Here is a 24,932-nt window from a genome sequence, read left to right as displayed (position 1 = left end):
ACGCGTCGTCGTCATCGACTGCACCGACACCGGCGCATCCCCACCCACCGCCACCGAACCGACCTGGATCTGCCGGCTGAGCCGACGCTCGGCGATCGGCCGGGGCGGGATCTCGGGGACGCCCAGGGAGATGGCGGTCATCGGGTCACTCCCGGTTCCCGGAGACCGTCTCGCGCATGGCGCGCAGCGACTCCTTGAGGGAGCCCATGGTGGCGAGCACGGCGGTGGGCTCGTAGCCGCAGTGCGCCATGCAGTTGGCGCAGCGCGGGTCCTTGCCCCGGCCGTACTTGTCCCAGTCGGTCTCCTCGATCAGTTCGCGGTACGTCGGCACATAGCCGTCGCTCATCAGGTAGCAGGGACGCTGCCAGCCGAACAGAGAGTAGTTGGGGATCGCCCAGGCGGTGCACGGGAAGTCGACCTTGCCCTCCAGGAAGTCCAGGAAGAGCGGGGAGTGGTTGAGCCTCCAGCGCAGCCGGTTGCCGCCCGAGAACGCCTTCTTGAACAGTTCGCGGGTCTGCTCGACGCCGAGGAAGTGCTCCTGGTCCGGGGCCTTCTCGTAGGCGTAGGCGGGCGAGATCATCATCTCGTCGACCTTGAGGTCGTCGTTGAGGAAGTTGAGCACCTCGACGATGGTCTGCGGGGTGTCCGTGTTGAAGAAGGTCGAGTTGGTGGTGACCCGGAAGCCGCGCCGCTTGGCCTCCTTGATCGCCGCCACGGCCTCGTCGAACACGCCTTCCTTCGCAACGGATTCGTCGTGCCGCTCGCGCAGCCCGTCGATGTGCACGGCGAAGGCGAAGTAGGGCGAGGGGGTGAACTTGTCCATCTTCTTGCGCAACAGCATCGCGTTGGTGCACAGGAACACGTATTTCCGCTTGGCGACCAACTGACGCACGATCTCGTCGATCTGAGGATGCATCAAGGGCTCGCCGCCGGCGATGGACACCATCGGCGCACCGGACTCCAGCACCGCGCCGACGGCCTGGGCCACCGGCATGCGCTGCTTGAGGACGCCGGCCGGATGCTGGATCTTGCCGCAGCCCTCGCACTTGAGGTTGCAGGCGAACAGCGGCTCCAGCTCGACGATGAGCGGGAACTTGTCCCGCCTGCGGATCTTCTGTTCAGCCAGGTATGTAGCGACCTTGATGGACTGGCGCAGGGGCATGGCCATCTGGCTCACCTCCGAGGGAGCAGCAAAGAACGGTGCCATTCAAAAAATGCGGGAAGTACGGAACGAAGAACACGGAAAGCGGATATTCCACCGCGTACCGTGCCAATCCGGACGAGTTCATGTTCTGGAGCATCCACGACCACCCGGACGGCCGCAACAGGGCGCTCGCCCGCGCGGACGGCGCTCAGCAGTGTGGCAGCCGACTCCATGTCGACCGCGATCGCGCCGGTGGCGAGCAGGTCGGACCGCTCGTGGCCGCGGACCACGTGGTCGGAGCCGGTGAGCGGGCCGGTGTGGACGGTGCGCCCCGGCACGGTGCGCACGAGTTCCTTCACGAGCAGTTCGGTCCCGACGCAGGGGACGTCGCCGCGCGGGTCCCGGGTCTCCTCGGCGACGACCAGGTCGCCGGGGTGCATGCCGGGGGCGAGTCCCGCGCAGAAGCCGGTCGCGAGGACCGCGGCCCCGGCGAGCGCGGGATCGGCCAGCAGCCGGGCGACGGAGCGCTCCGCCGCCTTGGGCCCCATACCGGTGCGCAGTACGGTGACCGGCCCGCCCGCGCCACCGCGTTCACCGGCGCGCAGGGCGAGGTGCTCGATGCCGAGCGCGCAGGCGATCAGCAGCGGTGCCGGGGCGGGCTGGGCGTCCATCAGCTCCCCTCTGCGTCGGCGCGGGGCTGCCCGGCCGCAGCGGCGCCCCGGTCGGCGAAGGGCTCGCCGTGCACGTACCGGCCGAGCGCGGTGAGCGGGAACACCTGGCGGTAGAGGTGGTAGTTGATGGAGAAGTCCCAGGGGAAGCCGGTGCCCGTGAAGTACGGCTCGTCCCACGAGCCGTCCTCACGCTGGGCCTCGGCGAGCCACTGGACGCCGCGTCGCACGGACTTGGCGTCCTTCTCCCCCGCAGCGAGCAGCGCCATCAGCGCCCACGCGGTCTGTGAGGCGGTCGAGGCGCCGCGGCCGCTCCACCCCTTGGCGTCATGGTAGGAGCGCAGGTCCTCGCCCCAGCCGCCGTCGTCGTTCTGCACCGACTCCAGCCAGACGACGGCGCGCCTGATCGCCGGGTGCGAGGCGGGCAGTCCGGCCGCGACCAGCGCGGGTACCACGGATCCGGTGCCGTAGACGTAGTTGACGCCCCAGCGTCCGAACCATGAGCCGTCCGGCTCCTGTTCGGCCAGCAGCCAGTCGACGCCCCGCCGGGTGCGCGGGTCGTTCGCCAGGCCCTCGACCGCGAGCATCTCGACGACGTGCGCGGTGACGTCGGCCGACGGCGGGTCGATGACCTCGCCGAAGTCGCAGAACGGCAGCCGGTTGGGGAACGGGCTGGTGTTGTCGGCGTCGAAGGCGCCCCACGCGCCGTTCTTCGACTGCATGCCGAGTTCCCAGCGCACCCCGCGCCCGATGGCCTTCTCGACCCGTTCCGGGTCGTGGTGCCTGACCCGGCGCAGCGCCAGCAGCACCTCGGCGGTGTCGTCGGTGTCGGGGTAGTTGTCGTTGTGGAACTCGAACGCCCAGCCGCCCGGCGGGAGTCCGGGCCGCCGCACGGACCAGTCGCCGGGCCGCACGATCTCCTCGCCGAGCATCCAGTCGGCGGCCTTGACCAGCTGCGGGTGGTCGGCGGGTACGCCCGCGTCGGCGAGGGCGATGGTGGCCAGGCAGGTGTCCCACACCGGCGACTGGCACGCCTCGATCATCCGGGCGCCGTCCTCGCGCCACACGGCGTAACGATCAAGCGACTCAAGACCGGCCCGCATCACGGGGTGTTCCAGGTCGTAGCCCAGCAGGTGCAGGGCGATGACGGAGTACACAGCCGGCGGCTGGATGCCGCCCCAGCAGCCGTCGTTCTCCTGGCGCTCGATGATCCAGCCGGCCGCCGAGTTCATCGCGGCCCTGCGCAGGCGCCGGGAGGCGATCGTGCGGTAGCCGCGCACGACCTTGTCGAGCCGCTGGAACAGGCCGTCCCAGCTCGCCGCCGGGGCGAGCGGCCGGGGCGGGTTGGGGCGGGCCGGGTCGGTGTGCAGCTCGTCGAGCGCGAACGGCGCCGGACGCACCGGGCGTTTCGCCGAGACGACGGTGAGCGGCACGATGGTCTGCCGCGCCCAGCACCCGAAGTTGTAGATGTTCAGCGGGAACCACTTCGGGAAGTAGATGAGTTCCGGTGGGAGTTCGGGCAGGTCCTCCCACTTCCACCAGCCGAACAGGGCCAGCCAGATCCGGGTGAACACGCGGGCGGCGGCGATACCGCCCCGCTCGCGGATCCAGGCGGCGGCCCGGGCCATGTGCGGTGCGTCGGGCGCGTCGCCGGCCAGCCGGAGGGCGACGTATGCCTCGATGGTGGTGGACAGTTCGCCCGGACCGCCGAAGAAGGCGGCCCAGGTGCCGTCCGGGCGCTGTTCACCGCGGATGAAGAGCGCCGCGGCGCTGGTCGTCGCATCGTCGCGGATGCCCAGGAACTGACGGAGCAGCAGGTCCTCGGCGTCCATGGTGACGTTCGTTTCGAGGTCGCCCTTCCACCAACCCTCGGCATCCTGCTGTGCCAGCAGGAAGTCGGTGGCGCGCTGTACGGCGCGTGCGGCGGCTTCTGGTACCCCGGCCGCCACGGGGGTCGTGAGGTGGGCTTCGCTGGCCGAGGCAGCGCGGGGCGGCAGTGCCCCGGTGCTTCCGTCGGTCGTCGCTGTCATGGCTTCCCCTTCGTGCAGTCGTGCGAGTCGTGCTGCTGTGGGTCCGCCGTCGGCCGGTGTCCGTCATCCCTCGACACCGGCCGGCGACTACGCGAGGGTTATTCGACCGATAGTGATCATCTCTTTCGGACTACGACGAAGTCCGCGAGCGCCGCGAACCGGGCCCGTACCTGGTCGGGCATGTCGACGGCGTCGAGGGCTTCGATGGCGATGGTGTACTGGCGGCGCGCCTCGTCGGCGGTCCACTCGCGGCCGCCCGCCTCCTCGATGAGTGCGGCGCGGGCCGCGAACTCCTCCTCGGAGAAGTTCTCGAAGTCGCTGCTCTTGGCGTCGGCGGCGAGCATCTCGCCGAGCCGCGTGGAGGCGGGGCCGCCCGCCGCAAGCGCGGCCACGACCGGCAGGGACTTCTTGCGCTGGCGCAGATCGCTCCAGGTCTGCTTGCCGGTGGCCTCCGGGTCGCCCCAGATGCCGAGGAGGTCGTCGACGGCCTGGAAGGCCAGGCCGAGGTGGTAGCCGTACCTCTCCAGGGCGCCGGCGGTACGGTCGTCCGCACCGCCGAGCACCGCGCCGATGGAGGAGGCGCAGGCGAGTAGCGCGCCGGTCTTGTTGCCCTCCATCTCCAGGCACTCCTCGACGCTGACGCGGTCGCGGTGCTCGTAGGAGATGTCCTGCGCCTGACCGTCGATCAGGGCCCGGGTGGCGGAGGTCAGCCGGCGGGTTGCGCGGCCCGCCTCGACCGTGCCGAGTTCCAGCAGGATCTCGTTGGCGAGGGCGAACAGGGCGTCGCCGACCAGGATGGCCTGGGCGGGGCCGTGCACCTTCCAGACGGTGTCGCGGTGCCGGCGCTGCTCGTCGCCGTCCATCAGGTCGTCGTGCAGCAACGAGAAGTTGTGGACCAGTTCGACGGCGACGGCGCCGGGGATGCCGGTCTCCGCGGGGGCGCCGGTGACCTCGGCGGACAGCACGGCGAGGGCGGGGCGCACGGCCTTGCCGCCGTCCCCGTCGGCGGGGTTGCCCTGGGCGTCGATCCAGCCGAAGTGGTAGGCGGCCACGGTGTCCATGGGAGGGGCCAGGCGGTCGACGGCCGCCCGCAGTACCGGTGTGGCCAGGGTGCGGCCGCGCTCCAGGAGCGCGGTCACGTCCACCGCGGTCGCTTGAGCGGCCGTCGCGGCCTCGGGCACAGGGGGCACAGTCTCTCCTCTTGTTGCGGTACCGGGGGTGCGGGGGCCTGCCGCGTACTGATCGGGCATCAGGCCGCCTCCTCGAACGCGAAGAGGTGACTCGGGCGGGGCCGGCCCAGGGCGCCGAGCGCGGCGTCCGCCGCGCTCACACCGCTGCGAACCGCACTCTCCATGGTCGCGGGCCACCCGGTGGCGGTCCACGCTCCGGCCAGGTACAGGCCGGGGGCCTTGGTGCGGGCGCCGGGCCGCAGCCGCCCGACGCCGGGGGTGGGGGCGAACGTCGCCGTGCGCTCCCTGGTGACGAAGAAGTCCTTCACCCGCGCCTCGCGCGTGCCCGGCAGCAGCCGCTCCAGTTCGGGCAGATAGCGCTCGCGCAGCGCGGCCACGGGCAGGTCGATCTCGTCCTGCACGGCCGACTGGGACACTGCGAGATACTGGCCGGTGCCGAGCCCGGAGGCGTGGGTGCGGTCGAAGACCCACTGCACCGGGGTGCCGAGGGCGGCGAAGAACGGCCGGCCGAGCACCTTGCGGTCGTAGATCACATGGACGTTGAGGATCGGCGCGCTGCCGATGCCGAGCAGCCGGTCGGGTTCGTCGAGCGCGCCGGGCGGCAGCAGGCCGTGCGCCTCGCGCTGGGGTACGGCGAGTACGACCGCGTCGGCACGAAGTGCTTCGCCGGGAACCTGAACGCTCCAACTGCCGTTCTCGTTATGGGAGACGGAGGTGACGCGTGTACGGACCTCGGTACGCACGCCCGCGGAGTCGAGCGCCTTGCGGGCCAGCCGGTCGTGCAGTTCGCCCAGCGGTACATGGGCCCAGCCGATGTCGGCGGCGCCCGGGGCGGACAGCAGGCCGGTCTTGAACACCATCGCGGCGAGCCCCAGCGAGGCATCGCCCGCGACCGCGTTGAGGGTGGCGACCCCGACCAGGTCCCACAGGGCCTCGATGGCACGCGCCGACTGGCCGTGAGCGGCCAGCCAGCTGCCGAAGTCCTGAGTGTCCAGCGTCGGATCGGCGAGGTCGAGCCCCTTGAGCGCGAGCGCGGCACGCCCCACCCTGGCCCGCTCGGCGAGCGAGAGGTGCGGATACGCGGCCAGGCTCCGGCCCAGGTGCAGGGGTACGGGCAGCGGGTCGCGCCGGAGTCTGCCGAGCCGCCGTCCCTCGGGTTTGTCGAGGTCGAGAACGGGCACGTCGAGACGGTTCTGCAGCGGTGCCAGCTCCGCGCCCTCGATACGGTCGAGGAACCAGCGGTAGGCGGTGCAGCAGCGCAGATACACGTGCTGGCCGTTGTCCACGGTCAGGTCGCCGCGTTGGAAGGAGAAGGCGAGGCCGCCCAGTCTCGGCCTGCCTTCGAGCAGGGTGACGCGGACGCCCGCGTCGGCGAGCGCGAGCGCGGCCGTGACTCCGGCCAGCCCGCCGCCGACCACGACGGCGCTGCGCGCGGCGCGTTCCGGGCTGCCCGCGTGCGGCCCCTCGGACCGCGTGCCGTCGGTCATGGTGCGTCCTCCCGTGCCCGCCCGCCGCACCGGTCGAACGGTGCACGGCGGGTCGTCTCAGTCAGGGACGCCACGCCGCGCCGGAGGGTTGCCTGCCGGTGCCCGGCCGGCTCGTCCTGGCTGTTCGTGTCCATCAGGCACGCCTCCTGACGGTCCGCCGGGCCACGTGCCGGGTGTCGAGGCCGGACAGTCCGCGCACGGCGACGTACGCCTTCTCGTGTCCGGGCAGCGAGACCCGGCCGCGCAGCACGGCCTCGGGCTCGCGTTCGATGCGGTCGAGCAGCCTGCGGTAGATCCCGGCCATGGCGGCGACGCACGCGCCGCTGCGCCGGTCGAGCATGGGCAGCAGCCGGTAGCCCTCGGCGAAAAGGGCGCGGGCCCGTCGCACTTCGAAGTGCACGAGGCCCGCGAAGTCGGAGCCGTCCGGGGGTTTCGGCCCGTTGAACCCGGCCGAGCAGCCGAATTTGGCGAGGTCGTCGGCGGGCAGATAGGTGCGCCCGCCCTCGGCGTCCTCGCGGACGTCGCGGAGGATGTTGGTCAGTTGCAGGGCCAGGCCCAGGGTGTCGGCGTACTCGGCGGCGCGCTCGGCGCCGCGCACCCCGGGTTCGGTGCCGAACACGCCGAGCGAGAGCCGGCCGATGGCGCCCGCCACGCACCGGCAGTAGACCTTCAGGTCGTCCCAGGTCTCGTAGGTCTCGCCGCGGACGTCCATCTGGACGCCGTCGATGAGTTCGTCGAGGCCGCCGAGCGGGATCGGGAACGCGTCGGCGGCATGGGCGAGGGCGACCGCGACCGGGTCCGTGTCGTCCTCGGCGACCGCGCTGTCGCGGACCCGGGCGAGCAGTGCCCGGGCCTCGTCGAGCCGCGCGATCTTGATGTCGTCCGCCAGCTCGCCGTCGCCGATGTCGTCGATGCGCCGGGAGAAGGCGTACAGCGCCGACATCGCGCGCCGCTTCCGCGTCGGCAGCAGTCTGATGCCGTACGCGAAGTTACGGGCCTGTTGTCCGGTCACGGCCTCGCAGTAGCTGTAGGCGGCGAGTACCGGTGCGGACGCGTGTGCTTGCGACTCCACGGTCCGGATCACCCCTCTCCTCGCAGAGTCACGCCCACCTCGCGCAGCAACTGGACCTTGCCGGGCTTGGGCGGGCCGGGAAGTACGTCGTATTCGGCGGCGGCGATCGCGCGGATCGCCGCCCTCCCCCCTGCCACGAACCCCGCGAGCAGCAGCTTCAGCCTGCCGTGGACGCTACCCACCAGGGGGGCGCCTTCATTCAGTAGATCGTGGGCGCGTTGGGCTTCGTATGCAACCAGGGCGCGCACCGATGCGCCCGTGATTTTCGTGGCGAGATCCGACTCCTGGACGTGAAAGCGCTTCATGTCCGCGGCGGGCAGATAGATCCGGTCACGCCCGAGGTCCTCGGCCACGTCCTGAAGATGCTCGACGATCTGCAGGGCGGTGCAGATCGAGTCGGAGAGGCGGATCCGCTCGGGGGTCGAGGCGCCGGTGACGGCCAGGACGAGGCGTCCGACGGGGTTGGCGGACAGTTCGCAGTACGCGAGGAGGTCGTCGTAGGTCTCGTACCGCTTGACGAGCTGGTCCTGGCGGTTGGCGGCGATCAGGCCGAGGAAGGGCTCCGGGGTGAGCGAGCGGCGGCGGACGGTGGGCTGCAGGCGGCGCAGCAGCGGGTGGTGCGGGGTGGCGTCGAACACGCGGCGCAGATCGGCCTCGAAGGCGTCGAGGAGGGCGAGCCGGTCCTCGGCCCGGTCGGGCGACACGCCGAGCAGCCGGGCGTCGGCGCCGCCCGGGGCGAGGTCGCCGTCGCCGATGTCGTCGACGAGACGGGCGAAGCCGTAGACCGCCATCAGGTCCTCGCGCCAGGGCCGGGGCAGGAAGAACGGAGCCACGGGGAAGTTCTCGCCCGCAGCCTTGTCGAGCGTGCCGCGCGCCGGGCTTCCCGGGCGCGCCGTATCGGTTCCCGTCACCGTGCGCTACCCGGGGCAGGGACGGCACATGCTGCGCTGAGCTGGGGAGTTTCCGTAGCCATTGCCGTCACATCTCCCGTTCTACACTGCCGAACCAATACACACTATTTCGGACACGCCGCCCGGCCGCCCGCGCGGGCGGCCCTGGCAGAGGGTGTCGCGCATTATCGCCCCACTTGCCGCTTTCCGTGACCGCTACAGCTTACGTTGTACAACGCAGCAAGGTCCGTCGGGGTGTCCTGCACATCACAACAACACACCGATTGGCGTCAAGATTCCTAAGCGCGCCCCGAGTTGACTTTTCCTTTGCAGACGCGGGGCCCCGCCGGAAAGGTTCCGGCGGGGCCCCGGCGTGTCGGGCTACTTGCCCGTGAACTTCTCGTACTCCTTGAGCACCTCGCCGGTGGGTCCGTCCATCCGCAACTCGCCGCGTTCCAGCCACAGCACGCGGTTGCAGGTGTCACGGATCGACTTGTTGTTGTGGCTGACCAGAAACACCGTGCCGGCTTCCTTGCGCAGCGCCCGGATCCGTTCCTCGGAGCGCTTTTGGAACTTGCGGTCGCCGGTGGCCAGCGCCTCGTCGATCATGAGGACGTCGTGGTCCTTGGCGGCGGCGATGGAAAACCGCAGCCGGGCCGCCATGCCGGAGGAGTAGGTACGCATCGGAAGGGTGATGAAGTCGCCCTTCTCGTTGATGCCGGAGAAGTCGACGATCTCCTGGTAACGGTCCCTGATCTCCTCGCGCGACATGCCCATGGCGAGACCGCCGAGGATGATGTTGCGCTCGCCCGTCAGGTCGTTCATCAGGGCCGCGTTCACGCCGAGCAGCGAGGGCTGGCCGTCGGTGTAGACCTTGCCGCGCTCGGCGGGCAGCAGGCCGGCGATGGCCCGCAGCAGGGTGGACTTGCCGGATCCGTTGGAGCCGATCAGACCGATGGCCTCGCCCCGGTGGGCGACGAAGGAGACACCCCGCACGGCGTGCACCTTGCGCACGCCCCGCGCCGTGTCGTCGGAGCCACGCCGCAGGATGCGGCTGAGGGCCGCGGTGGCGCTGCCCCTGCCGGTCCTCGCGCCGTTGACGCGGTAGACGATGTGCAGGTCGTCCGCGATGACGGTCGGGGCGGTCTGCCCGGTGCTCTGCTCAGCCACGGCCGTAGCGCTCCTCGGCCTTCCAGAAGTACACGAAGCCGCCGATGAAGACGACGACGGCCCAGAACAGGGCGATGGCCCAGACATGCGGCGGCAGATTCGAGGAGCCGTAGCCGTCGATGAGGGCGAAGCGCATCAGGTCCATGTAGACCGCGGCCGGGTTGACCTGGAGCAGCCGCACGATCCACTCGGGGCGGCCTTCGAGCATCTTGTTGATCGAGAACATGACGCCGGAGGTGTACATCCAGGTACGCAGCACGAACGGCATCAGCTGGGCCAGGTCGGGCGTCTTGGCGCCCATGCGGGCCACGATCAGCGCGAGCCCGGTGTTGAAGAGGAACTGCAGCGCGAGCGCCGGCAGGACCACCAGCCAGGACAGGCCGGGGTAGCTGCCGAAGCCGATCACGACCAGAAACATCACGATCATCGAGAACAGCAGCTGCTGGAGCTGCTGGAGCGCGAAGGACATCGGCAGCGAGGCGCGCGGGAAGTGCAGGGCGCGCACCAGGCCCAGGTTTCCGGAGATGGCGCGCACGCCGGACATGATCGAACTCTGCGTGAAGGTGAACACGAACACGCCCGTGACCAGGAAGGGGATGTACACGTCGTGCGACATGCCCCGGCTGGCCTTGAGGATCAGGCCGAAGATGAAGTAGTAGACGGCCGCGTTCAGCAGCGGGGTGGCGACCTGCCACAGCTGGCCGAGCTTCGCCTGGCTGTACTGGGCCGTCAGTTTCGCCTGGGAGAAGGCGAGGATGAAGTGCCGCCGCCCCCACAGCTGACGGACGTACTCGACGAGCGAGGGCCGGGCGCCGCTCACGGTCAGCCCGTACTTGGCGGCGAGCTGCCCGGCCGTCAGTCCCTCGTCGGGCGACGCGGCCGCGGTCACCGCGACTGTGCCGTCATGCGTTGTCTCACTCACGCGTGGAAACTTTCGTCTTCGAGTTCGTCGTGGCGCCGCGCGCCCCCTTGGGTCGAGCTTGTCAGATCACCGGGGGCCGGCCCAGTCGGGTCAGCCGCCACACCGTACGCCACTTCATGGGCCGGCGGGGTCCGCACGCGGTCGTCCAGCCCTCCCGGAACCCGCCGAACCAGGCCCGCAGGGCGGGGCGGGAGGGGCGGCGCACCAGGGTCAGCAGCAGCCAGACGCCCAGATAGACGGGGACGAGCGGCGCGGGGAGGTTGCGGCGGGCCAGCCAGACCCGGTTGCGGGCGACCATGCGGTGGTACACCGCATGCCGGGAGGGGGCGGTCGTCGGGTGGTACAGCACCATGTCGGAGCGGTAGTCGATCATCCAGCCGGCGTCGAGGGCGCGCCAGGCCAGGTCGGTCTCCTCATGGGCGTAGAAGAACGCGTCCGGCAGTCCGCCGACCTCGGCGAAGACCCGGGTGCGGACGGCGTTGGCACCGCCGAGGAAGGTGGTGACCCGGGAGGAGCGCATCGGGTCGGCGGCGCGCAGCCGCGGCACGTGCCGGCGCTGGGTCTCGCCGGTGTCCGGGTCGGCGATGCGGAAGCTGATGATGCCGAGCCGCGGGTCCGCGGCGAAGGCCGCGCGGCACAGCTCGGCGGTGTCGTGCTGGGCGAGCAGCCCGTCGTCGTCGAGGAAGAGCAATATGTCGACATCGCGACCGCCGGGCCCGAAGGCCTCCGTGCCGACGTTGCGTCCGCCCGGGATGCCCAGGTTCTCCGGCAGTTCTATGGTGCGCACGCCCGCGGGGACCTCCGGCACGGGCGAGCCGTTGCCGACGACGACCACCTCGACCGGGTCGCCGTCCTGCTTGGCGACCGAGTCCAGCAGGGCGCGCAGTTCGTCGGGGCGGTTGCCCATGGTGATGATCACCGCGCCGACCTTCAGCGGGGTCGATGCCGCCACGGCGCTCACCGCAGCCTGCTGGAGGCGAGGACGGACACCAGGTGCAGCACGGTCTGCAGCAGGGCGATGCCGGCCAGCACGGCGGTGCCGAGCCGGGTGAAGAACAGGTCGTCCCTGATGGCGTCCGCGACGGCCAGGACCAGGATCAGCAAGGACGCCTCGATCCCGAGGATCAGCCGGTGGAACTTCAGGGCCGCGGCGGCCCGGCGGGCCAGCGCCATGCCCGAGGACCGCGGCTCGGCCGCGGCCTCCTGGACCGGCGGCAGCCCGCCCTGGTGGCGGGCGACGCCGACCAGGTCGGTCTCGGCCTTGACGAGGATCGCGCCGAGGGCGGCGAGGGTCCCGAGGAAGGCCCACAGCCAGTCGATGCGGTCGGGGCCCCACAGATCGGCGGCCCGCAGGCCGAGGCCGACCAGGACCGCGGCGTCGGTCAGATAGGCGCCGACCCGGTCGAGGTAGACCCCGCCGAGCGAGTACTGCTGCTTCCAGCGGGCGACCTCGCCGTCGACGCAGTCCAGCAGCAGATACAGCTGGACGGCGAGCACGCCGAGCACGGCGCCCGCGATCCCCGGCACCAGCAGCGCCGGGGCGGCGAGCACACCGAAGACGGTCATCAGGTAGGTGAGCTGGTTGGGCGTGACGCGCGTGGTGACCAGAAAGCGGTCGACCCGCAGGGACACCTCGCGCATGTAGAGGCGTCCCATCCAGTGCTCACCGCTGCGCCGGTCCTTCACCCCGGGGGGATGGACGACCGTACGCAGTTCAGCTACCGATGGCCTTGACATAATCGGCGTAAATGTCCTTGATCTGATGGGTCTTGAGGTCGAGGTGTTCGAGGATCGTGTAGCGGCCGGGCCGGGTCTCCGGGGCGAATTCCACGGCCCGGACGAACTCGTCCTGGGTGAAGCCGATCTCGTGCGGCAGGACGGGCAGCCCGTGTCTGCGCAGCACCTCGGCCATGTTCGCCGCCTCGTCGTGGGCACCGCGCAGGTACATCGCGAAGGCCGCGCCGAGGCCGCACTGCTCGCCGTGGCTCGCCGCGCGCTTCGGGAAGAGCAGGTCGAAGGCGTGGTTGATCTCGTGGCAGGAGCCCGAGGAGGGACGCGAGTCACCCGACACGGACATCGCAATGCCACTGAGGACCAGTGCCTCGGCCAGTACCTGGAGAAAGGCGTTGTCCCCTACGCCGCCGGGGTGCCGGAGGACCGCCTCGCCGGCCTGCCGGGCCATGGCCGCGGCCAGTCCGTCGATCTTCTCGCCGTTGACGCGGTTGGCCAGCTCCCAGTCCGCGATCGCGTTGATGTTCGAGACGGCGTCGCCGATGCCCGAGCGTACGAAGCGGACCGGGGCCTCGTGGATCACGTCCAGGTCGATGACGACCGCGATCGGGTTGGGCACGCCGTAGGAGCCGCGGCCCGCGTCGTTGTCGAGGGTGGCGACCGGGGAGCACAGGCCGTCGTGCGCGAGGTTGGTCGGCACGGCGACCAGCGGCAGGCCGACACGGGCCGCGGCGAACTTGGCGCAGTCGATGATCTTGCCGCCGCCGAGGCCCACCACGGCGTCGTAGTGGCCGGCCTTTATGGCGCCGGCCAGCCGGACCGCGTCGTCGAGGGTGCCGCCGCCGACCTCGTACCAGGAGGCGCCCGGCAGCGAGGGGGCGAGGCGCTCGCGCAGCCGGGCGCCGGAGCCGCCGCTGACGGCGACGGCGAGCCGCCCGGAGTGCGAGATGCGTTCGTCGGCCAGGACACCGGCCAGGTCGTCGAGGGCTCCCGGGCGGATGTCCACGACGACCGGCGAGGGGATGAGCCGGGTCAGTACTGGCACGCGATCTCCCGTCCCCTGGCGAGGTCGTCGTGGTTGTCGATCTCGACCCACTGGACGTCGCCGATCGGCGCCGCGTCGATCCGGAAGCCGCGGTTGACGAGTTCCTGGTAGCCGTGCTCGTAGAACTGCTGCGGGTCGGTCTCCCACACGGTCCGGAGCGCGTCGGCCAGTTCGGGGGCGGCGTCGCCCTCGATGAGGGTGACGCCGATGTACTCGCCGGTGGCCTCGGCCGGGTCCATCAGCTTGGTGATCCGCTGGACGCCCTTGCCGGGGTCGACGACGACCTTCATCTCCTCGTCGGCCAGCGACTTCACCGTGTCCACGGCGAGGATGATCTTCTTGCCGTCGCCGCGGGCGGCCAGCAGGGTGTGCTCGACGGAGACCGGGTGGACGGTGTCGCCGTTGGCGAGGATCACCCCGTCCTTGAGGGCGTCACGGCCGCACCACAGGGAGTAGGCGTTGTTCCACTCCTCGGCCTTGTCGTTGTCGATGAGGGTGAGCCGCAAGCCGTACGCCCGCTCCAGGGCCGCCTTGCGCTCGTACACGGCCTCCTTGCGGTACCCGACGATGATCGCGGCCTCGGTCAGGCCGATCTCGGCGAAGTTGCCGAGGGTGAGGTCGAGCACCGTGACCGGGTCCTCTATGCCCGCCGCCCCCGCGGAACGCACCGGCACCAGAGCCTTGGGAAGGCTGTCGGTGTAGGGGCGCAGACGCCGTCCGGCGCCGGCCGCCAGCACGAGGCCGATCATGCGGGTTCTCCTTCGTCGTGTACAGCGGGCGCGCCCCCCAGGTGGGAGGCCACCCAGAAGCGGATGCTCTCGGCGAGCACCAGCAGGGCGACGGCCACGGCGAGGACCGTGAGCGCGACCTTGAACTGCGCGGCGGTGAGCAACGCCGCCAGGACGGTGACGAGCAGCGTCCGCCCCTCGTGCCCCCCGATGGCGCGCACCAGCCAGGCCGGTGGCGCTCCGGCGTTGCCCCGGATCCGGTACACCGTGTCGTAGTGATGGTAGGCGACGGCGGCCACCAGGCCGAAAGCCGCAGGAAGGGCTCCGTTCACCTCCGCTCGGGCCGCGAGGGCGAGCACGGTGCCGTACTCGGCGGCCCGGAAGAAGGGCGGGACCAGCCAGTCGAGGGCGCCGGCCGGCGGGCGGGCGACGGCGAGGGCCGAGGTCACCACGTAGAGGACGGCCGCGGCCACGGGCAGCGGCCCGCCGTAGCCGGACAGCGCGGCGGCGCAGACGACGACGGCCGCGCCGGCCGCCGCGACGGCGGGGACGGCGAGGCCGGGCAGCCCCCGTCCGGCGGTGCGGGCGAGTACCCGGGCGAGCGGGCCCGAGTCCGCGAGGTCCGCCAGCGCCCGCGCGCCCCGGTCCCGGCTCCCTGCGCGCTCGACGCGGCGGGCCACCGAGCGCAGCACGCGGCCCGCGGTGGTGTAGGTGGCGGCGAAGGCGCAGCCGACGAGCAGCACGTAGAAGGTGATGCGGGGGGTGGTGACGGCCGTGAGGACGGCGATCAGGGCCCATCGTTCGCCGATGGGCAGCACTATCATCCGGCGCAGCCACACCGTCCAGCCGACGCTGTCGAGCCGGTCGGACAGGGCGGCGGTGGGACTGGCGTTGGCGGTGGCCGCCCCGGCGTTCGCCTCGTTGAAGGAGAAGTCCACGACGTGCCGGCAGGTCTGCAGGATCATCGCGCCGAGGGCGAGCGCCCACACGTCGTCGCCGCCGCGGGCCGCGCCGAGGGCGAGACCGGCGTAGTAGGCGTACTCCTTGGCCCGGTCGAAGGTGGCGTCGAGCCAGGCGCCGAGCGTGGAGTACTGCAGCGAGTAGCGGGCGAGCTGCCCGTCGGTGCAGTCCAGCACGAAGGAGAAGACGAGCAGCAGGCCGGCGGCGACGAAGCCGCCGCGGGTGCCGGTGGCCGCGCAGCCCGCCGCGATCAGCGCGGTGAGCAGCGAGGCGGTGGTGACCTGGTTGGGGGTCAGGCCGCGGCGGGCGCACCAGCGGGCGAGGTAGCGCGAGTACGGGCTGACGAAGAACGTGGTGAAGAAGCCGTCACGGGCCTTCACCGCCGACTTCAGACGGATCGCCTCGTCGTCGACGGCGGCGACGGCCTGCCGTGCCTCGTTGCGGGTCTGCGGGTCGGCGGGGACGGCGGCGACCAGGCTGCCCAGTTCGGGGCGGTGCACCTCGGCGCCCTCGGCGTCGAGGGCGGTGACGACGCGGTCGGCGAGGCTGTCGACGGCCACCGCGGTGCCGCCGCCCGTCGTGGTCTGCCGGGCCAGGGCGCGGGTCAGGGCCTCGCGGCCGGCGGGCCGGGCGGTGACGGCGCCGGTGACGGCGGCGAGCGGGAAGCGGGGGTCGGTGAGGCCGAGACGCAGCGCGTGCGGGTGGCCGACGAAGCGGGCGTCGACCAGGGCCACCCGGCGGTCGGCGGGGACGGCCGCGAGGAGCGTTGCGGCGTCGGCGGGGTCGGCGGCCACCCGCACCTCGAAGCCGAGGGACCGCAGATCGTTCTCCAGTGACGATCCGGGCACCGGCTGACCGGTGACGATGGCGGTCGACAACCGAACTCACTCCCTGGTGTGCCGGCGCGTGCGCGCCGGTCGTCTGCTGGGTGGGGGCGCCGCTCGTCCGGGCGCCGGGCGGCATTGTCGGCAGAGGTTATCGGATAGCCGGAAGACCTTGTTCACCGGCCGTTCACGGGCCGGTCGACGCAGTCTGCTCGCCCTGTGCCGAGATCATCATCAGTGATCGGGGGCCCGCCCCACAAACCGCGGCCCCGGGGCCCGCTTCCAGGGAACGCCCGGGAAACAGGGCATCGGGAACATAGCGGACGCGCGGCGGGGGACGGCTTAGGCTGGGCGACCATGACGTGGCTGATCACCGGCGGGGCCGGATACATCGGGGCGCATGTGGCGCGGGCCATGGCGGATGCCGGGGAGCGCGTGGTGGCCCTGGACGATCTGTCGGCCGGGGTGCCCGAGCGGCTGCCCGCGGACATTCCGCTGGTCGAGGGGTCCACGCTGGACGGTGCACTGGTCGCGCGGGTCCTCACCGAGCACGCGGTGACCGGGGTGGTGCATCTCGCGGCGCGCAAGCAGGTCGCCGAGTCCGTGGCGCTGCCGACCCGCTACTACCGGGAGAACGTGGGCGGCCTCGGCACGCTCCTGGAGGCGGTCGCGGGCGCCGGGGTCGAGCGGTTCGTCTTCTCCTCGTCGGCGGCCGTGTACGGCAATCCGGACGTGGAGCTGATCACCGAGGACACGCCGTGCGCGCCGGTGAACCCGTACGGCGAGACCAAGCTCGCCGGGGAGTGGCTGGTGCGGGCCGCGGGGCGGGCGCACGGCATCGCCACGGTGTGCCTGCGCTACTTCAACGTGGCGGGCGCGGGCGCGCCCGAACTGGCCGACACGGGCGTGTTCAACATCGTGCCCATGGTGTTCGACCGGCTCACCCGGGGCGAGGCCCCGCGGATCTTCGGCGCCGACTACCCGACTCCGGACGGCACGTGCATCCGCGACTACATCCATGTCGCCGATCTGGCCGAGGCGCACCTGGCGGCGGCCCGCGGGCTCGCCGAGCAGAGCCCGGCCGACGATCTGACCGTGAACGTCGGCCGCGGGGAGGGCGTTTCCGTCCGCGAACTGATCGCGGTCATCGGTGAGGTGACCGGCGACCGGCGCACGCCCGTCGTGGAGGCCCGGCGCCCCGGGGACGCGCCGCGCGCGGTCGCCTCGGCGGAGCTGGCCGCGAAGACACTCGGCTGGCGGGCGCGGCGCGGGGTGCCCGAGATGGTCGAGTCGGCCTGGCGGGGTTGGCGCACACGCCTCGCCCAGTGACCCGCGGCCGCCCTGACCTGGGCTTGGTTTGCCCAGGTCAGGGCATATGACAACGGTGTTCGATGCCGCTTTGCCGGATACCCCCCACCCGTAGTTCACTGTGCTTTCGGGCGGAACACGGAAGGGCGGTCTCCATGGGGGCTGGGCACGATCACGGACAGGGGCACGGGCCCGCGCCGACCGGCACCGCGACAGCGGCGTACCGGGGGCGGCTGCGCATCGCTCTGTCGATCACGCTCGCCGTCATGGTGGTCGAGATCGTCGGTGGTGTGCTCGCGGATTCGCTCGCGCTGATCGCGGACGCGGCGCACATGGCGACGGACGCGCTGGGGCTCGGCATGGCACTGCTCGCCATCCACTTCGCGGGCCGCCCCGCGAGCGCGAACCGCACCTTCGGCTACGCGCGCGCCGAGATCCTCGCCGCGCTCGCCAACTGTCTGCTGCTGCTCGGCGTCGGCGGCTATGTGCTGTACGAGGCGGTCCAGCGGTTCTTCGTGCCCGCCGGCACCGAGGGCGGGCTGATGGTCGTGTTCGGCGCGGTCGGTCTGGTCGCGAACATGATCTCGCTCACGCTGTTGCTGCGGGGCCGGCAGGAGAGCCTGAACGTGCGCGGCGCGTTCCTGGAGGTGGCCGCGGACGCCCTGGGCTCGCTCGCGGTACTCGTCTCGGCGGGGCTGATCCTGGTCACCGGCTGGCAGCCGGCCGACCCGATCGCCTCGCTGGTCATCGGCCTGATGATCGTCCCGCGCACCGTGAAGCTGCTGCGCGAGACCCTGGACGTGCTGCTGGAGGCGGCCCCCAAGGACGTCGACATGGCGCGGGTGCGGACGCACATCCTGGCGCTCGACGGCGTGGAGGACATCCACGACCTGCACGCCTGGACGATCACCTCCGGCCTGCCGGTGCTGTCCGCGCACGTGGTCGTGCGCTCGGACGTGCTCAGTGCCATCGGGCACGAGAAGATGCTGCACGAGTTGCAGGGCTGCCTCGGGCACCACTTCGACGTGGCGCACTGCACGTTCCAGCTGGAGCCGGGCGGGCACGCGGAGCACGAGGCGCGGCTGTGCCACTGAAGCACGCTCCGTAGCCCCGGATCCCGGCCGGGCGGGGCGGCGCGGTGGGCCCCCTTCGCCCGCGTGTGCGAGGCCCCCGGGCGGTTCCGCGCCGGACGGCTCGGGCACGATCTTCTACCGGGTCCCCCCTTCCGGCGGCCGGCCGGGGCGGTCGCGGCCCGCGCCGGGCGCGGGACATGCGGACGCGCCGGGAAGTTCCGGGAGCGCCGGATCAGTACGGCAGACTTGAGGCGCGAAGACCGAGGCGAAGGATGGGTATGCCGATCACACCTGCCAGCGCGACGCACAGTGCGTCGAACGGCACCGCAGAGGCGATTTTGCTGGAACTGGTCGACGAGAAGGGTGTGACGATCGGCACCGCGGAAAAGCTCGCCGCCCATCAGCCGCCGGGGCGGTTGCACCGCGCGTTCTCGGTGTTCCTGTTCGACGAGCGCGGCCGGCTGCTGCTCCAGCAGCGGGCGCTGGGCAAATACCACTCCCCCGGTGTGTGGTCCAACACCTGCTGCGGTCACCCCTACCCGGGCGAGGCGCCGTTCGCGGCGGCGGCCCGGCGGACGTACGAGGAGCTGGGGGCGTCTCCCTCGCTGCTCGGCGAGGCCGGCACGGTCCGCTACAACCACCCGGATCCCGCCTCGGGGCTGGTCGAACAGGAGTACAACCATCTGTTCGTCGGCCTGGTACAGGCCGCCGTGGTGCCGGACCCGGAAGAGGTCGCGGCGACGGCCTTCGTCGCCCCGGCCGAGCTGGCCGAGCGGCACGCGCGGGATCCCTTCTCCGCCTGGTTCATGACCGTGCTGGACGCGGCCCGGCCCGCGATCAGGGAGCTGACGGGGCCGGACGCGGGCTGGTGAGCGGCCTCATACGGTCCATACGGGCTTGAGCGGCAGGGCGGCCCAGATCACCTTGCCGCCGCTCGCCGTGTGCGCCACATCGACCGTGCCGCCCGCCTCCCGGGCCACCTCGCGCACCAGGAGCAGCCCCCGCCCGCCGGTCCGGCCGTGGTCGGCCTCCAGGGCGCTCGGCCGGTAGGGATGGTTGTCCTCGACGGACACGCGCACCCACTCGGCACCGACGGCGACCTCCACGGCGAGTATCGGCGACAGCAGCGCCGCGTGCTTGACCGCGTTGGTGACCAGTTCGGACACGATGAGCAGCAGGCCGTGGACCAGGTCCTCGCAGACCGGCACGCCCTGGCGCGCGAGCAGGTCCCGCACGGCGCGTCGTGCCTGCGGCACCGAGGCGTCGACGGCGGGGGCGGTGAACCGCCACACTCCTTCGTACGGCAGTGGATCCGGCGGTCGCCGGTCGCCTTCCTCAGGGCGCGGGCCGTACCCGCGCCCGTCGTCGTCCATGGTCCGGTCGCCGCCCTTGCGCTCGATTGTCACCACACGTCGAGTGTTGGCAATGCGCTGGTCCTGTCGACCGAACTGAACAGAAGTCAGCTGTTATCGAGCGTTTCTGACCGCCTGCGCATGACCCGGTCGGGTGCGGGACTGCTCCTGTCGCCCGCGGGCCGTCTTCGCGAACTCTTCGGGTTGTACGGCTCGTCGGACCGCGCCCGATAGCATCCGGCGCATGGAGCCCCAGCTGTTGCACTCGGTCATCGACTCGGTCGCCACCGTCGTCGTCCACCACCCGGCCAAACGCAACGCCATGACGGGTGCGATGTGGCGGTCGCTGCCCCCGCTGCTCGACGCCCTGGCCGCCGATCCCGGCGTGCGGGCGCTGGTGCTCACCGGCGAGGGCGGGACCTTCTGCGCCGGCGCCGACATCTCCACCCTGCGGGAGGCGCCCGCCGAGGCGCAGCGGCTCGCCGTGGCCGCCGAGGAGGCGCTGGCCGCGTTCCCGAAGCCGACGCTGGCGGCCGTCCGGGGCCACTGCGTGGGCGGCGGGGCGCAGCTCGCGGCCGCCTGCGACCTGCGGTTCGCCGACGCCGGGGCGCTGTTCGGGGTGACCCCGGCCAAGCTAGGCATCGTCTATCCGGCGTCCGCCACCCGGCGGCTGGTGTCGCTGGTGGGGCCGGCCACCGCCAAGTACCTTTTGTTCTCGGGCGAGTTGATCGACGCGGAGCGTGCGCTGCGCACCGGTCTCGTGGACGAGGTGCTGCCGGAGGGCGAACTGGACAAGCGGGTGGCGGAGTTCGGCCGGATCCTGGCGGCCCGCTCGCAGCTGACGCAGGCCGCGGCCAAGGAGTTCGCCGACGGTCGCACCGACCGGGACGGCCACTGGGCCGAGCAGGCACGCGGCAGCGGCGACACCGCGGAGGGCGTCGCCGCGTTCCTGGAGCGCCGGGCGCCGCGGTTCACCTGGAGCGTGCCGGTGCCACGCTGAACCTGCTGCCGGTGCGGAACCTCTCGACGAGGTGCGCGGGCGCCTTCGCCGGGGAGCCCGCATCGTAGGGCGGCTGCGGGTCGTACTCGGTCATCAGCTGCACCGCCTGCGCGTGTTCGTCGCCGGCGATCCGGCCCAGCAGGGCGAGTCCCATGTCGATGCCGGAGGAGACGCCGGCCGCGGTCACGTACTTGCCGTCGAAGACGACCCGCTCCCCCGTCGGCCGCGCGCCGAACCCGGTGAGGACGTCGAGCGCCAGCCAGTGCGAGGTGGCGCGGCGGCCGTCGAGCAGGCCCGCGGCGGCCAGCAGCAGCGAGCCGGTGCACACCGACGTCGTCCAGGTGCTGGTGGCGTCGGCGGCCCGCAGCCAGTCCAGGAGGGCCGCGTTGTCCATCTGGGAACTCTGGCCGGGGCCGCCGGGCACGACCACGATGTCGGGGCCCGGCACGTCGGCGAGCGTCCGGTCGGCGGTGAGCGCGAGGTTCCCGGAATCGTTGCGGACGGGCCCGGTGCGCTCGGCGACGAAGACGGTCTCGGCACCGGGAAGACGACCGAGGGTCTCGTACGGTCCGACGGCGTCCAGGGCGGTGAAGCGGTCGAAGAGGACGATGGCGATCTGCACGGGTTCTCCTTATCCGGACGCGCCGCCGGGGCGCAGCACCGGTCAGCCGCACTGCTGGGCTGCATCGGGTGGTCCGGCGAGCCGTCTGGGGTGGGGCGGCGGTGGGTCAGGGGGTCGGGGTGGGCTGGAAGCGGCGGCGGTATTCGGCCGGGGGTGCGCCGAGTGCTCTGGTGAAGGCGCGGCGCATGGTCTCGGGCGTGCCGTAGCCGCTCGCGCGGGATATCTCCTCGATGCCGTCGCCGGTCTCCTCCAGCAGCCGGCGGGCGTGTTCCAGGCGCACCCGGTCGACGTAGCGGCCGGGCGTCATGCCGGTCTCGGTCCGGAAGGCGCGGGCGAAGTGGCGCGGGGAGAGCGCGGCCCGGGCCGCCAGCGCCTCGACGCTCAGATCGTCCGCCGGGTGCTCGGTGATCCACCGCTGCACCTCCCGCAGGGGCTCGCGCCGGGCGGTCTGGGCCGCCAACTGCGCGCTGAACTGGGCCTGGTTGCCGGGCCTGCGCAGGAAAACCACCAGATGGCGGGCGACCGTGAGCGCCACGTCCCGGCCCAGATCCTCCTCGACGAGGGCGAGGGCCAGGTCGATGCCCGCGGTGACCCCGGCCGAGGTGGCGACCGGCCCGTCGCGCACATAGACGGGGTCCGGTTCGACCCGCACGGCCGGGTGCTCGCCGGCCAGCCGGTCGCAGTACGCCCAGTGGGTGGTGGCCCGGCGGCCGTCCAGGAGCCCCGCCTCGGCGAGCAGGATCGCGCCCGTGCACACGGACACCAGACGCTCGGCACGCGGGCCGCGGGCGGCCAGCCACGCGGTGAGCCGCGGATCGGACCGGCGGGTGCCGGCCCCGCCGGGCACCAGCAGCGTGTGCGGATCGGACACCTCGTCGAGAAAGTGGTCCGGCACCAGGGTGAGCCCGCTGGAGGTGCGCACCGCGGCCCCGTCCAGGGACGCGGTACGGATCCGGTACGTCCCCGGGGAACACTTCTCGGCCCCGGTGAAGACCTCCACCGGGCCGCTGACGTCCAGGCTCTGCACGTCGTCGAAGAGGACGACCAGGACGGTTCGCTGCGCCATGCCCTCGATTCTTCGCGGGCCCGGGGATGGCCGCAATGACGACTTCCCCACCTTTTCTGCCATCGGACCGTGGACGCGACCGCGCGGCGGGAGCGCCCTGAGCCCCTGTTGTCGGTGCCACCTGCCACAATTGCCGCGCAACCCCAGTGAGAAGGCGGTACGGGATCGTGACGACACCCGGGACCCTCGAAGTAGGGTCCATCGAAGGCAGGATCGCCGAGGAGCTCGGCGTGCGGGAGCGGCAGGTGAAGGCCGCAGTGGAGCTGCTCGACGGCGGCTCGACGGTGCCCTTCATCGCCCGCTACCGCAAGGAAGCGACCGAGATGCTCGACGACGCGCAGCTGCGCACCGTCGAGGAGCGGCTGCGCTATCTGCGGGAGCTGGAGGAGCGGCGGACAGCGATCCTGGAATCGGTGCGCGAGCAGGGCAAGCTCACCGACGAGCTGGAGGCGCAGATCCGCGGGGCGCAGACCAAGGCGCGCCTGGAGGACGTCTACCTGCCGTACAAGCCGAAGCGGCGGACCAAGGCGCAGATCGCGCGCGAGGCGGGTCTGGAGCCGCTGGCCGAGGGCCTGCTCGGCGACCCCGGGGTCGAGCCGCTCGCCGCTGCCGCCGCCTTCGTGGACGCCGACAAGGGCGTCGCCGATCCGCAGGCCGCCCTGGAGGGCGCGCGGGCGATCCTCACCGAGCGGTTCTCGGAGGACGCCGACCTGATCGGCGAGCTGCGCGAGCGCATGTGGGTGCGCGGACGGCTGGCCGCCAAGGTGCGCGAGGGCAAGGAGGAGGCGGGCGCCAAGTTCGCCGACTACTTCGACTTCGCCGAGCCGTTCACCGAACTGCCCTCGCACCGCGTGCTCGCGATGCTGCGCGGTGAGAAGGAGGAGGTCCTGGACCTCGTCCTGGAGCCGGAGGAGCCGGCCGAGACCCCGGGAACCCCGTCGTCGTACGAGGGGACCGTGGCGCACCGGTTCGGCATCGCCGACCGCGGCCGCCCGGGTGACAAGTGGCTGCTGGACACGGTGCGCTGGGCGTGGCGCACCCGCATCCTCGTGCACCTCGGCCTCGACCTGCGCCTGCGGCTGCGCACGTCCGCCGAGGACGAGGCGGTCGACGTGTTCGCCGCCAATCTGCGGGATCTGCTGCTCGCCGCGCCGGCCGGCACCCGCGCGACGCTCGGCCTGGACCCCGGCTTCCGTACGGGCGTGAAGGTGGCCGTGGTCGACGCGACCGGCAAGGTGGCGGCGACGGACGTCATCCACCCGCATGTGCCGGCCAACCGGTGGGACGAGGCGATCGCCACGCTGGCCCGGCTGGCGAAGCAGCACGCGGTCGAGCTGATCGCGATCGGCAACGGCACGGCGTCCCGCGAGACCGACAAGCTCGCGGGCGACCTCATCTCCAGGCACCCGGAGTTGAAGCTCACCAAGGTGATGGTGTCGGAGGCCGGCGCCTCCGTGTACTCGGCCTCCGCCTTCGCCTCGCAGGAGCTGCCGGACATGGACGTGTCGCTGCGCGGCGCGGTGTCGATCGCCCGCCGCCTGCAGGACCCGCTGGCCGAACTGGTCAAGATCGATCCGAAGTCGATCGGGGTGGGCCAGTACCAGCACGACCTGTCCGAGGTGAAGCTGTCCCGTTCGCTGGACGCGGTGGTCGAGGACTGTGTGAACGGCGTGGGCGTGGACGTCAACACGGCGTCGGTGCCGCTGCTCGCGCGCGTGTCCGGGATCTCCTCGGGCCTCGCCGAGAACATCGTGGCGCACCGTGACGCGAACGGTACGTTCAGCTCGCGCGCCGAGCTGAAGAACGTGGCCCGGCTGGGCCCGAAGGCGTACGAGCAGTGCGCGGGCTTCCTGCGCATCCGCGGCGGCAGCGACCCGCTGGACGCCTCCAGCGTGCACCCGGAGGCGTACCCGGTGGTGCGGCGCATGGTGCAGACCAGCGGCCAGGAGGTGGCCGCCCTGGTCGGCAACACGGCGCTGCTGCGCTCGCTGAAGCCGACCGAGTTCGTCGACGACACGTTCGGGCTGCCGACCGTGACCGACATCCTCAAGGAACTGGAGAAGCCGGGGCGCGACCCGCGGCCGGCGTTCAAGACGGCCACCTTCAAGGAGGGCGTGGAGAAGATCTCCGACCTGGCCTCCGGGATGATCCTTGAGGGCGTGGTCACGAACGTGGCGGCGTTCGGGGCGTTCGTGGACGTCGGTGTCCACCAGGACGGTCTCGTGCACGTCTCCGCGATGTCCCGGACGTTCGTGAAGGACCCGCGGGATGTCGTGAAGCCCGGCGACATCGTCAAGGTGAAGGTCCTCGACGTGGACATCCCGCGCAAGCGGATCTCGCTGACGCTGCGGCTGGACGACGAGGCCGCGCCGCAGGGGCAGCAGCAGCGCGGCGGAGGCGGCCGTCCGCCGCAGCAGCGGCAGGGCCAGCGCCAGCGGCAGGGCCAGGGTCAGCAGCGGCAGGGCCAGGGCCGCGGCGGTGACCGGGGCGGACGCCAGGCGCCGCCGCCGGCCAACAGCGCGATGGCGGACGCGCTGCGGCGCGCCGGGCTGCTCGACTCCGCGAAGAACGACCGCCGCTGACAGGCTGGCGAACCGTCCGGGTCCGGCTCCTCGATCTAGGAAGACAGGAGCCGGGCCCGGCGCGGGCT

Annotated in this window: 23 protein-coding genes and 1 pseudogene; 5 read left to right on the top strand and 19 right to left on the bottom strand. The window is 72.0% G+C overall.

What is annotated here, in order from left to right; all coding sequences use genetic code 11:
* From ACFYTE_RS37735 to ACFYTE_RS37660, 16 genes and pseudogenes are all read right to left on the bottom strand, one after another.
* Positions 1–141, bottom strand: a pseudogene (locus ACFYTE_RS37735) (4-hydroxy-3-methylbut-2-en-1-yl diphosphate synthase); the annotation flags it as partial.
* 4 nt (positions 142–145) lie between these two features.
* Positions 146–1,168: an adenosyl-hopene transferase HpnH gene (hpnH, locus tag ACFYTE_RS37730; protein WP_388720653.1), complete on the bottom strand. Its 1,023-nt coding sequence runs from the start codon at positions 1,166–1,168 to the stop codon at positions 146–148.
* A gap of 5 nt (positions 1,169–1,173) precedes the next feature.
* Positions 1,174–1,815 carry a 1-hydroxy-2-methyl-2-butenyl 4-diphosphate reductase gene (locus ACFYTE_RS37725; protein WP_388720651.1) on the bottom strand — a complete coding sequence of 214 codons (642 nt, stop codon included), beginning with the start codon at positions 1,813–1,815 and terminating at the stop codon, positions 1,174–1,176.
* A complete protein-coding gene (gene shc, locus ACFYTE_RS37720; RefSeq protein ID WP_388720648.1) occupies positions 1,815–3,842 on the bottom strand; it encodes a squalene--hopene cyclase in 2,028 nt (675 codons plus the stop codon). The genes ACFYTE_RS37725 and shc overlap by 1 nt, the downstream gene beginning before the upstream one ends.
* 116 nt (positions 3,843–3,958) lie before the next feature.
* Entirely contained in the window at positions 3,959–5,092 is a 1,134-nt protein-coding gene (locus tag ACFYTE_RS37715) for a polyprenyl synthetase family protein (RefSeq protein WP_388720644.1), read from the bottom strand.
* The gene (hpnE, locus tag ACFYTE_RS37710) at positions 5,092–6,519 is read right to left on the bottom strand and encodes a hydroxysqualene dehydroxylase HpnE (protein ID WP_388720641.1); all 1,428 of its coding nucleotides are present in this window, start codon (positions 6,517–6,519) and stop codon (positions 5,092–5,094) included. The genes ACFYTE_RS37715 and hpnE overlap by 1 nt, the downstream gene beginning before the upstream one ends.
* Positions 6,516–6,653 carry a DUF6380 family protein gene (locus ACFYTE_RS37705; protein WP_388720638.1) on the bottom strand — a complete coding sequence of 46 codons (138 nt, stop codon included), beginning with the start codon at positions 6,651–6,653 and terminating at the stop codon, positions 6,516–6,518. The genes hpnE and ACFYTE_RS37705 overlap by 4 nt, the downstream gene beginning before the upstream one ends.
* Positions 6,653–7,603, bottom strand: a complete 951-nt coding sequence (gene hpnD, locus ACFYTE_RS37700; protein ID WP_388720635.1) for a presqualene diphosphate synthase HpnD — start codon at positions 7,601–7,603, stop codon at positions 6,653–6,655. Before hpnD ends, ACFYTE_RS37705 begins: the two co-directional genes overlap by 1 nt.
* The gene (gene hpnC / locus ACFYTE_RS37695) at positions 7,600–8,502 is read right to left on the bottom strand and encodes a squalene synthase HpnC (protein ID WP_388720632.1); all 903 of its coding nucleotides are present in this window, start codon (positions 8,500–8,502) and stop codon (positions 7,600–7,602) included. The genes hpnD and hpnC overlap by 4 nt, the downstream gene beginning before the upstream one ends.
* Positions 8,503–8,862: 360 nt before the next feature.
* Positions 8,863–9,738: an ABC transporter ATP-binding protein gene (locus tag ACFYTE_RS37690; protein WP_388720630.1), complete on the bottom strand. Its 876-nt coding sequence runs from the start codon at positions 9,736–9,738 to the stop codon at positions 8,863–8,865.
* A complete protein-coding gene (locus ACFYTE_RS37685) occupies positions 9,644–10,573 on the bottom strand; it encodes an ABC transporter permease (RefSeq protein WP_388720627.1) in 930 nt (309 codons plus the stop codon). Before ACFYTE_RS37685 ends, ACFYTE_RS37690 begins: the two co-directional genes overlap by 95 nt.
* A gap of 61 nt (positions 10,574–10,634) precedes the next feature.
* On the bottom strand, positions 10,635–11,480 hold the full coding sequence (locus ACFYTE_RS37680; RefSeq protein WP_388720666.1) for a glycosyltransferase family 2 protein: 846 nt from the start codon (positions 11,478–11,480) through the stop codon (positions 10,635–10,637).
* 50 nt (positions 11,481–11,530) lie between these two features.
* A complete protein-coding gene (locus ACFYTE_RS37675; RefSeq protein ID WP_388720625.1) occupies positions 11,531–12,310 on the bottom strand; it encodes a CDP-alcohol phosphatidyltransferase family protein in 780 nt (259 codons plus the stop codon).
* Positions 12,288–13,349 carry an iron-containing alcohol dehydrogenase family protein gene (locus ACFYTE_RS37670; protein ID WP_388720622.1) on the bottom strand — a complete coding sequence of 354 codons (1,062 nt, stop codon included), beginning with the start codon at positions 13,347–13,349 and terminating at the stop codon, positions 12,288–12,290. Before ACFYTE_RS37670 ends, ACFYTE_RS37675 begins: the two co-directional genes overlap by 23 nt.
* Entirely contained in the window at positions 13,337–14,098 is a 762-nt protein-coding gene (locus ACFYTE_RS37665) for a sugar phosphate nucleotidyltransferase (RefSeq protein ID WP_388720619.1), read from the bottom strand. Before ACFYTE_RS37665 ends, ACFYTE_RS37670 begins: the two co-directional genes overlap by 13 nt.
* Positions 14,095–15,915 carry a DUF5941 domain-containing protein gene (locus tag ACFYTE_RS37660; RefSeq protein ID WP_388720616.1) on the bottom strand — a complete coding sequence of 607 codons (1,821 nt, stop codon included), beginning with the start codon at positions 15,913–15,915 and terminating at the stop codon, positions 14,095–14,097. Before ACFYTE_RS37660 ends, ACFYTE_RS37665 begins: the two co-directional genes overlap by 4 nt.
* A gap of 303 nt (positions 15,916–16,218) precedes the next feature.
* Here ACFYTE_RS37660 and galE point away from each other — a divergent pair, with 303 nt between their 5' ends.
* The 3 genes from galE to idi all read left to right on the top strand — a co-directional run bounded on the left by galE (position 16,219) and on the right by idi (position 19,114).
* The gene (gene galE / locus ACFYTE_RS37655; RefSeq protein ID WP_388720613.1) at positions 16,219–17,190 is read left to right on the top strand and encodes a UDP-glucose 4-epimerase GalE; all 972 of its coding nucleotides are present in this window, start codon (positions 16,219–16,221) and stop codon (positions 17,188–17,190) included.
* 134 nt (positions 17,191–17,324) lie between these two features.
* Positions 17,325–18,263, top strand: a complete 939-nt coding sequence (locus ACFYTE_RS37650; protein ID WP_388720610.1) for a cation diffusion facilitator family transporter — start codon at positions 17,325–17,327, stop codon at positions 18,261–18,263.
* Positions 18,264–18,520: 257 nt separating this feature from the next.
* Positions 18,521–19,114, top strand: coding sequence for an isopentenyl-diphosphate Delta-isomerase (gene idi / locus ACFYTE_RS37645; RefSeq protein ID WP_388720607.1), 594 nt, complete (start codon positions 18,521–18,523; stop codon positions 19,112–19,114).
* Positions 19,115–19,120: 6 nt separating this feature from the next.
* Here the strand turns inward: idi and ACFYTE_RS37640 are convergent, their stop codons facing one another.
* Positions 19,121–19,615, bottom strand: coding sequence for an ATP-binding protein (locus tag ACFYTE_RS37640; RefSeq protein ID WP_388720664.1), 495 nt, complete (start codon positions 19,613–19,615; stop codon positions 19,121–19,123).
* 223 nt (positions 19,616–19,838) lie between these two features.
* Between ACFYTE_RS37640 and ACFYTE_RS37635 the strand changes: the two genes are divergently transcribed.
* Complete coding sequence (locus tag ACFYTE_RS37635; protein ID WP_388720603.1) at positions 19,839–20,594, top strand: enoyl-CoA hydratase/isomerase family protein; 756 nt, start codon at positions 19,839–19,841, stop codon at positions 20,592–20,594.
* On the opposite strand, the gene ACFYTE_RS37630 is transcribed toward ACFYTE_RS37635, so the two are convergent.
* Both ACFYTE_RS37630 and ACFYTE_RS37625 read right to left on the bottom strand, forming a co-directional pair.
* On the bottom strand, positions 20,566–21,216 hold the full coding sequence (locus ACFYTE_RS37630; RefSeq protein WP_388720600.1) for a DJ-1/PfpI family protein: 651 nt from the start codon (positions 21,214–21,216) through the stop codon (positions 20,566–20,568). The two genes, ACFYTE_RS37635 and ACFYTE_RS37630, sit on opposite strands and share 29 nt — an antisense overlap.
* A 106-nt stretch (positions 21,217–21,322) precedes the next feature.
* A complete protein-coding gene (locus ACFYTE_RS37625) occupies positions 21,323–22,282 on the bottom strand; it encodes a GlxA family transcriptional regulator (RefSeq protein ID WP_388720596.1) in 960 nt (319 codons plus the stop codon).
* A 167-nt stretch (positions 22,283–22,449) separates the two neighbouring features.
* On the opposite strand from ACFYTE_RS37625, the gene ACFYTE_RS37620 reads away from it, so the two are divergent.
* On the top strand, positions 22,450–24,864 hold the full coding sequence (locus ACFYTE_RS37620; RefSeq protein WP_388720593.1) for a Tex family protein: 2,415 nt from the start codon (positions 22,450–22,452) through the stop codon (positions 24,862–24,864).
* The last annotated feature ends 68 nt before the right edge of the window (positions 24,865–24,932 follow it).

Source organism: Streptomyces sp. NPDC004629 (assembly GCF_042873595.1).
In the GTDB taxonomy this organism is placed as follows: Bacteria; Actinomycetota; Actinomycetes; order Streptomycetales; family Streptomycetaceae; genus Streptomyces.
The sequence above is the reverse complement of the archived record's forward strand: the minus strand, read 5'-3'. Positions and strand labels throughout refer to the sequence as shown.

Coding starts and splice junctions, on each gene's coding strand:
- hpnH (WP_388720653.1), bottom strand. CDS start 1,168: ATGGCCATGCCCCTGCGCCAGTCCATCAAGGTCGCTACATACCTGGCT.
- ACFYTE_RS37725 (WP_388720651.1), bottom strand. CDS start 1,815: ATGGACGCCCAGCCCGCCCCGGCACCGCTGCTGATCGCCTGCGCGCTC.
- shc (WP_388720648.1), bottom strand. CDS start 3,842: ATGACAGCGACGACCGACGGAAGCACCGGGGCACTGCCGCCCCGCGCT.
- ACFYTE_RS37715 (WP_388720644.1), bottom strand. CDS start 5,092: ATGCCCGATCAGTACGCGGCAGGCCCCCGCACCCCCGGTACCGCAACA.
- hpnE (WP_388720641.1), bottom strand. CDS start 6,519: ATGACCGACGGCACGCGGTCCGAGGGGCCGCACGCGGGCAGCCCGGAA.
- ACFYTE_RS37705 (WP_388720638.1), bottom strand. CDS start 6,653: ATGGACACGAACAGCCAGGACGAGCCGGCCGGGCACCGGCAGGCAACC.
- ACFYTE_RS37690 (WP_388720630.1), bottom strand. CDS start 9,738: ATGTCTGGGCCATCGCCCTGTTCTGGGCCGTCGTCGTCTTCATCGGCG.
- ACFYTE_RS37680 (WP_388720666.1), bottom strand. CDS start 11,480: ATGGGCAACCGCCCCGACGAACTGCGCGCCCTGCTGGACTCGGTCGCC.
- ACFYTE_RS37675 (WP_388720625.1), bottom strand. CDS start 12,310: ATGTCAAGGCCATCGGTAGCTGAACTGCGTACGGTCGTCCATCCCCCC.
- ACFYTE_RS37665 (WP_388720619.1), bottom strand. CDS start 14,098: ATGATCGGCCTCGTGCTGGCGGCCGGCGCCGGACGGCGTCTGCGCCCC.
- galE (WP_388720613.1), top strand. CDS start 16,219: ATGACGTGGCTGATCACCGGCGGGGCCGGATACATCGGGGCGCATGTG.
- ACFYTE_RS37650 (WP_388720610.1), top strand. CDS start 17,325: ATGGGGGCTGGGCACGATCACGGACAGGGGCACGGGCCCGCGCCGACC.
- idi (WP_388720607.1), top strand. CDS start 18,521: ATGCCGATCACACCTGCCAGCGCGACGCACAGTGCGTCGAACGGCACC.
- ACFYTE_RS37640 (WP_388720664.1), bottom strand. CDS start 19,615: ATGGACGACGACGGGCGCGGGTACGGCCCGCGCCCTGAGGAAGGCGAC.
- ACFYTE_RS37635 (WP_388720603.1), top strand. CDS start 19,839: ATGGAGCCCCAGCTGTTGCACTCGGTCATCGACTCGGTCGCCACCGTC.
- ACFYTE_RS37625 (WP_388720596.1), bottom strand. CDS start 22,282: ATGGCGCAGCGAACCGTCCTGGTCGTCCTCTTCGACGACGTGCAGAGC.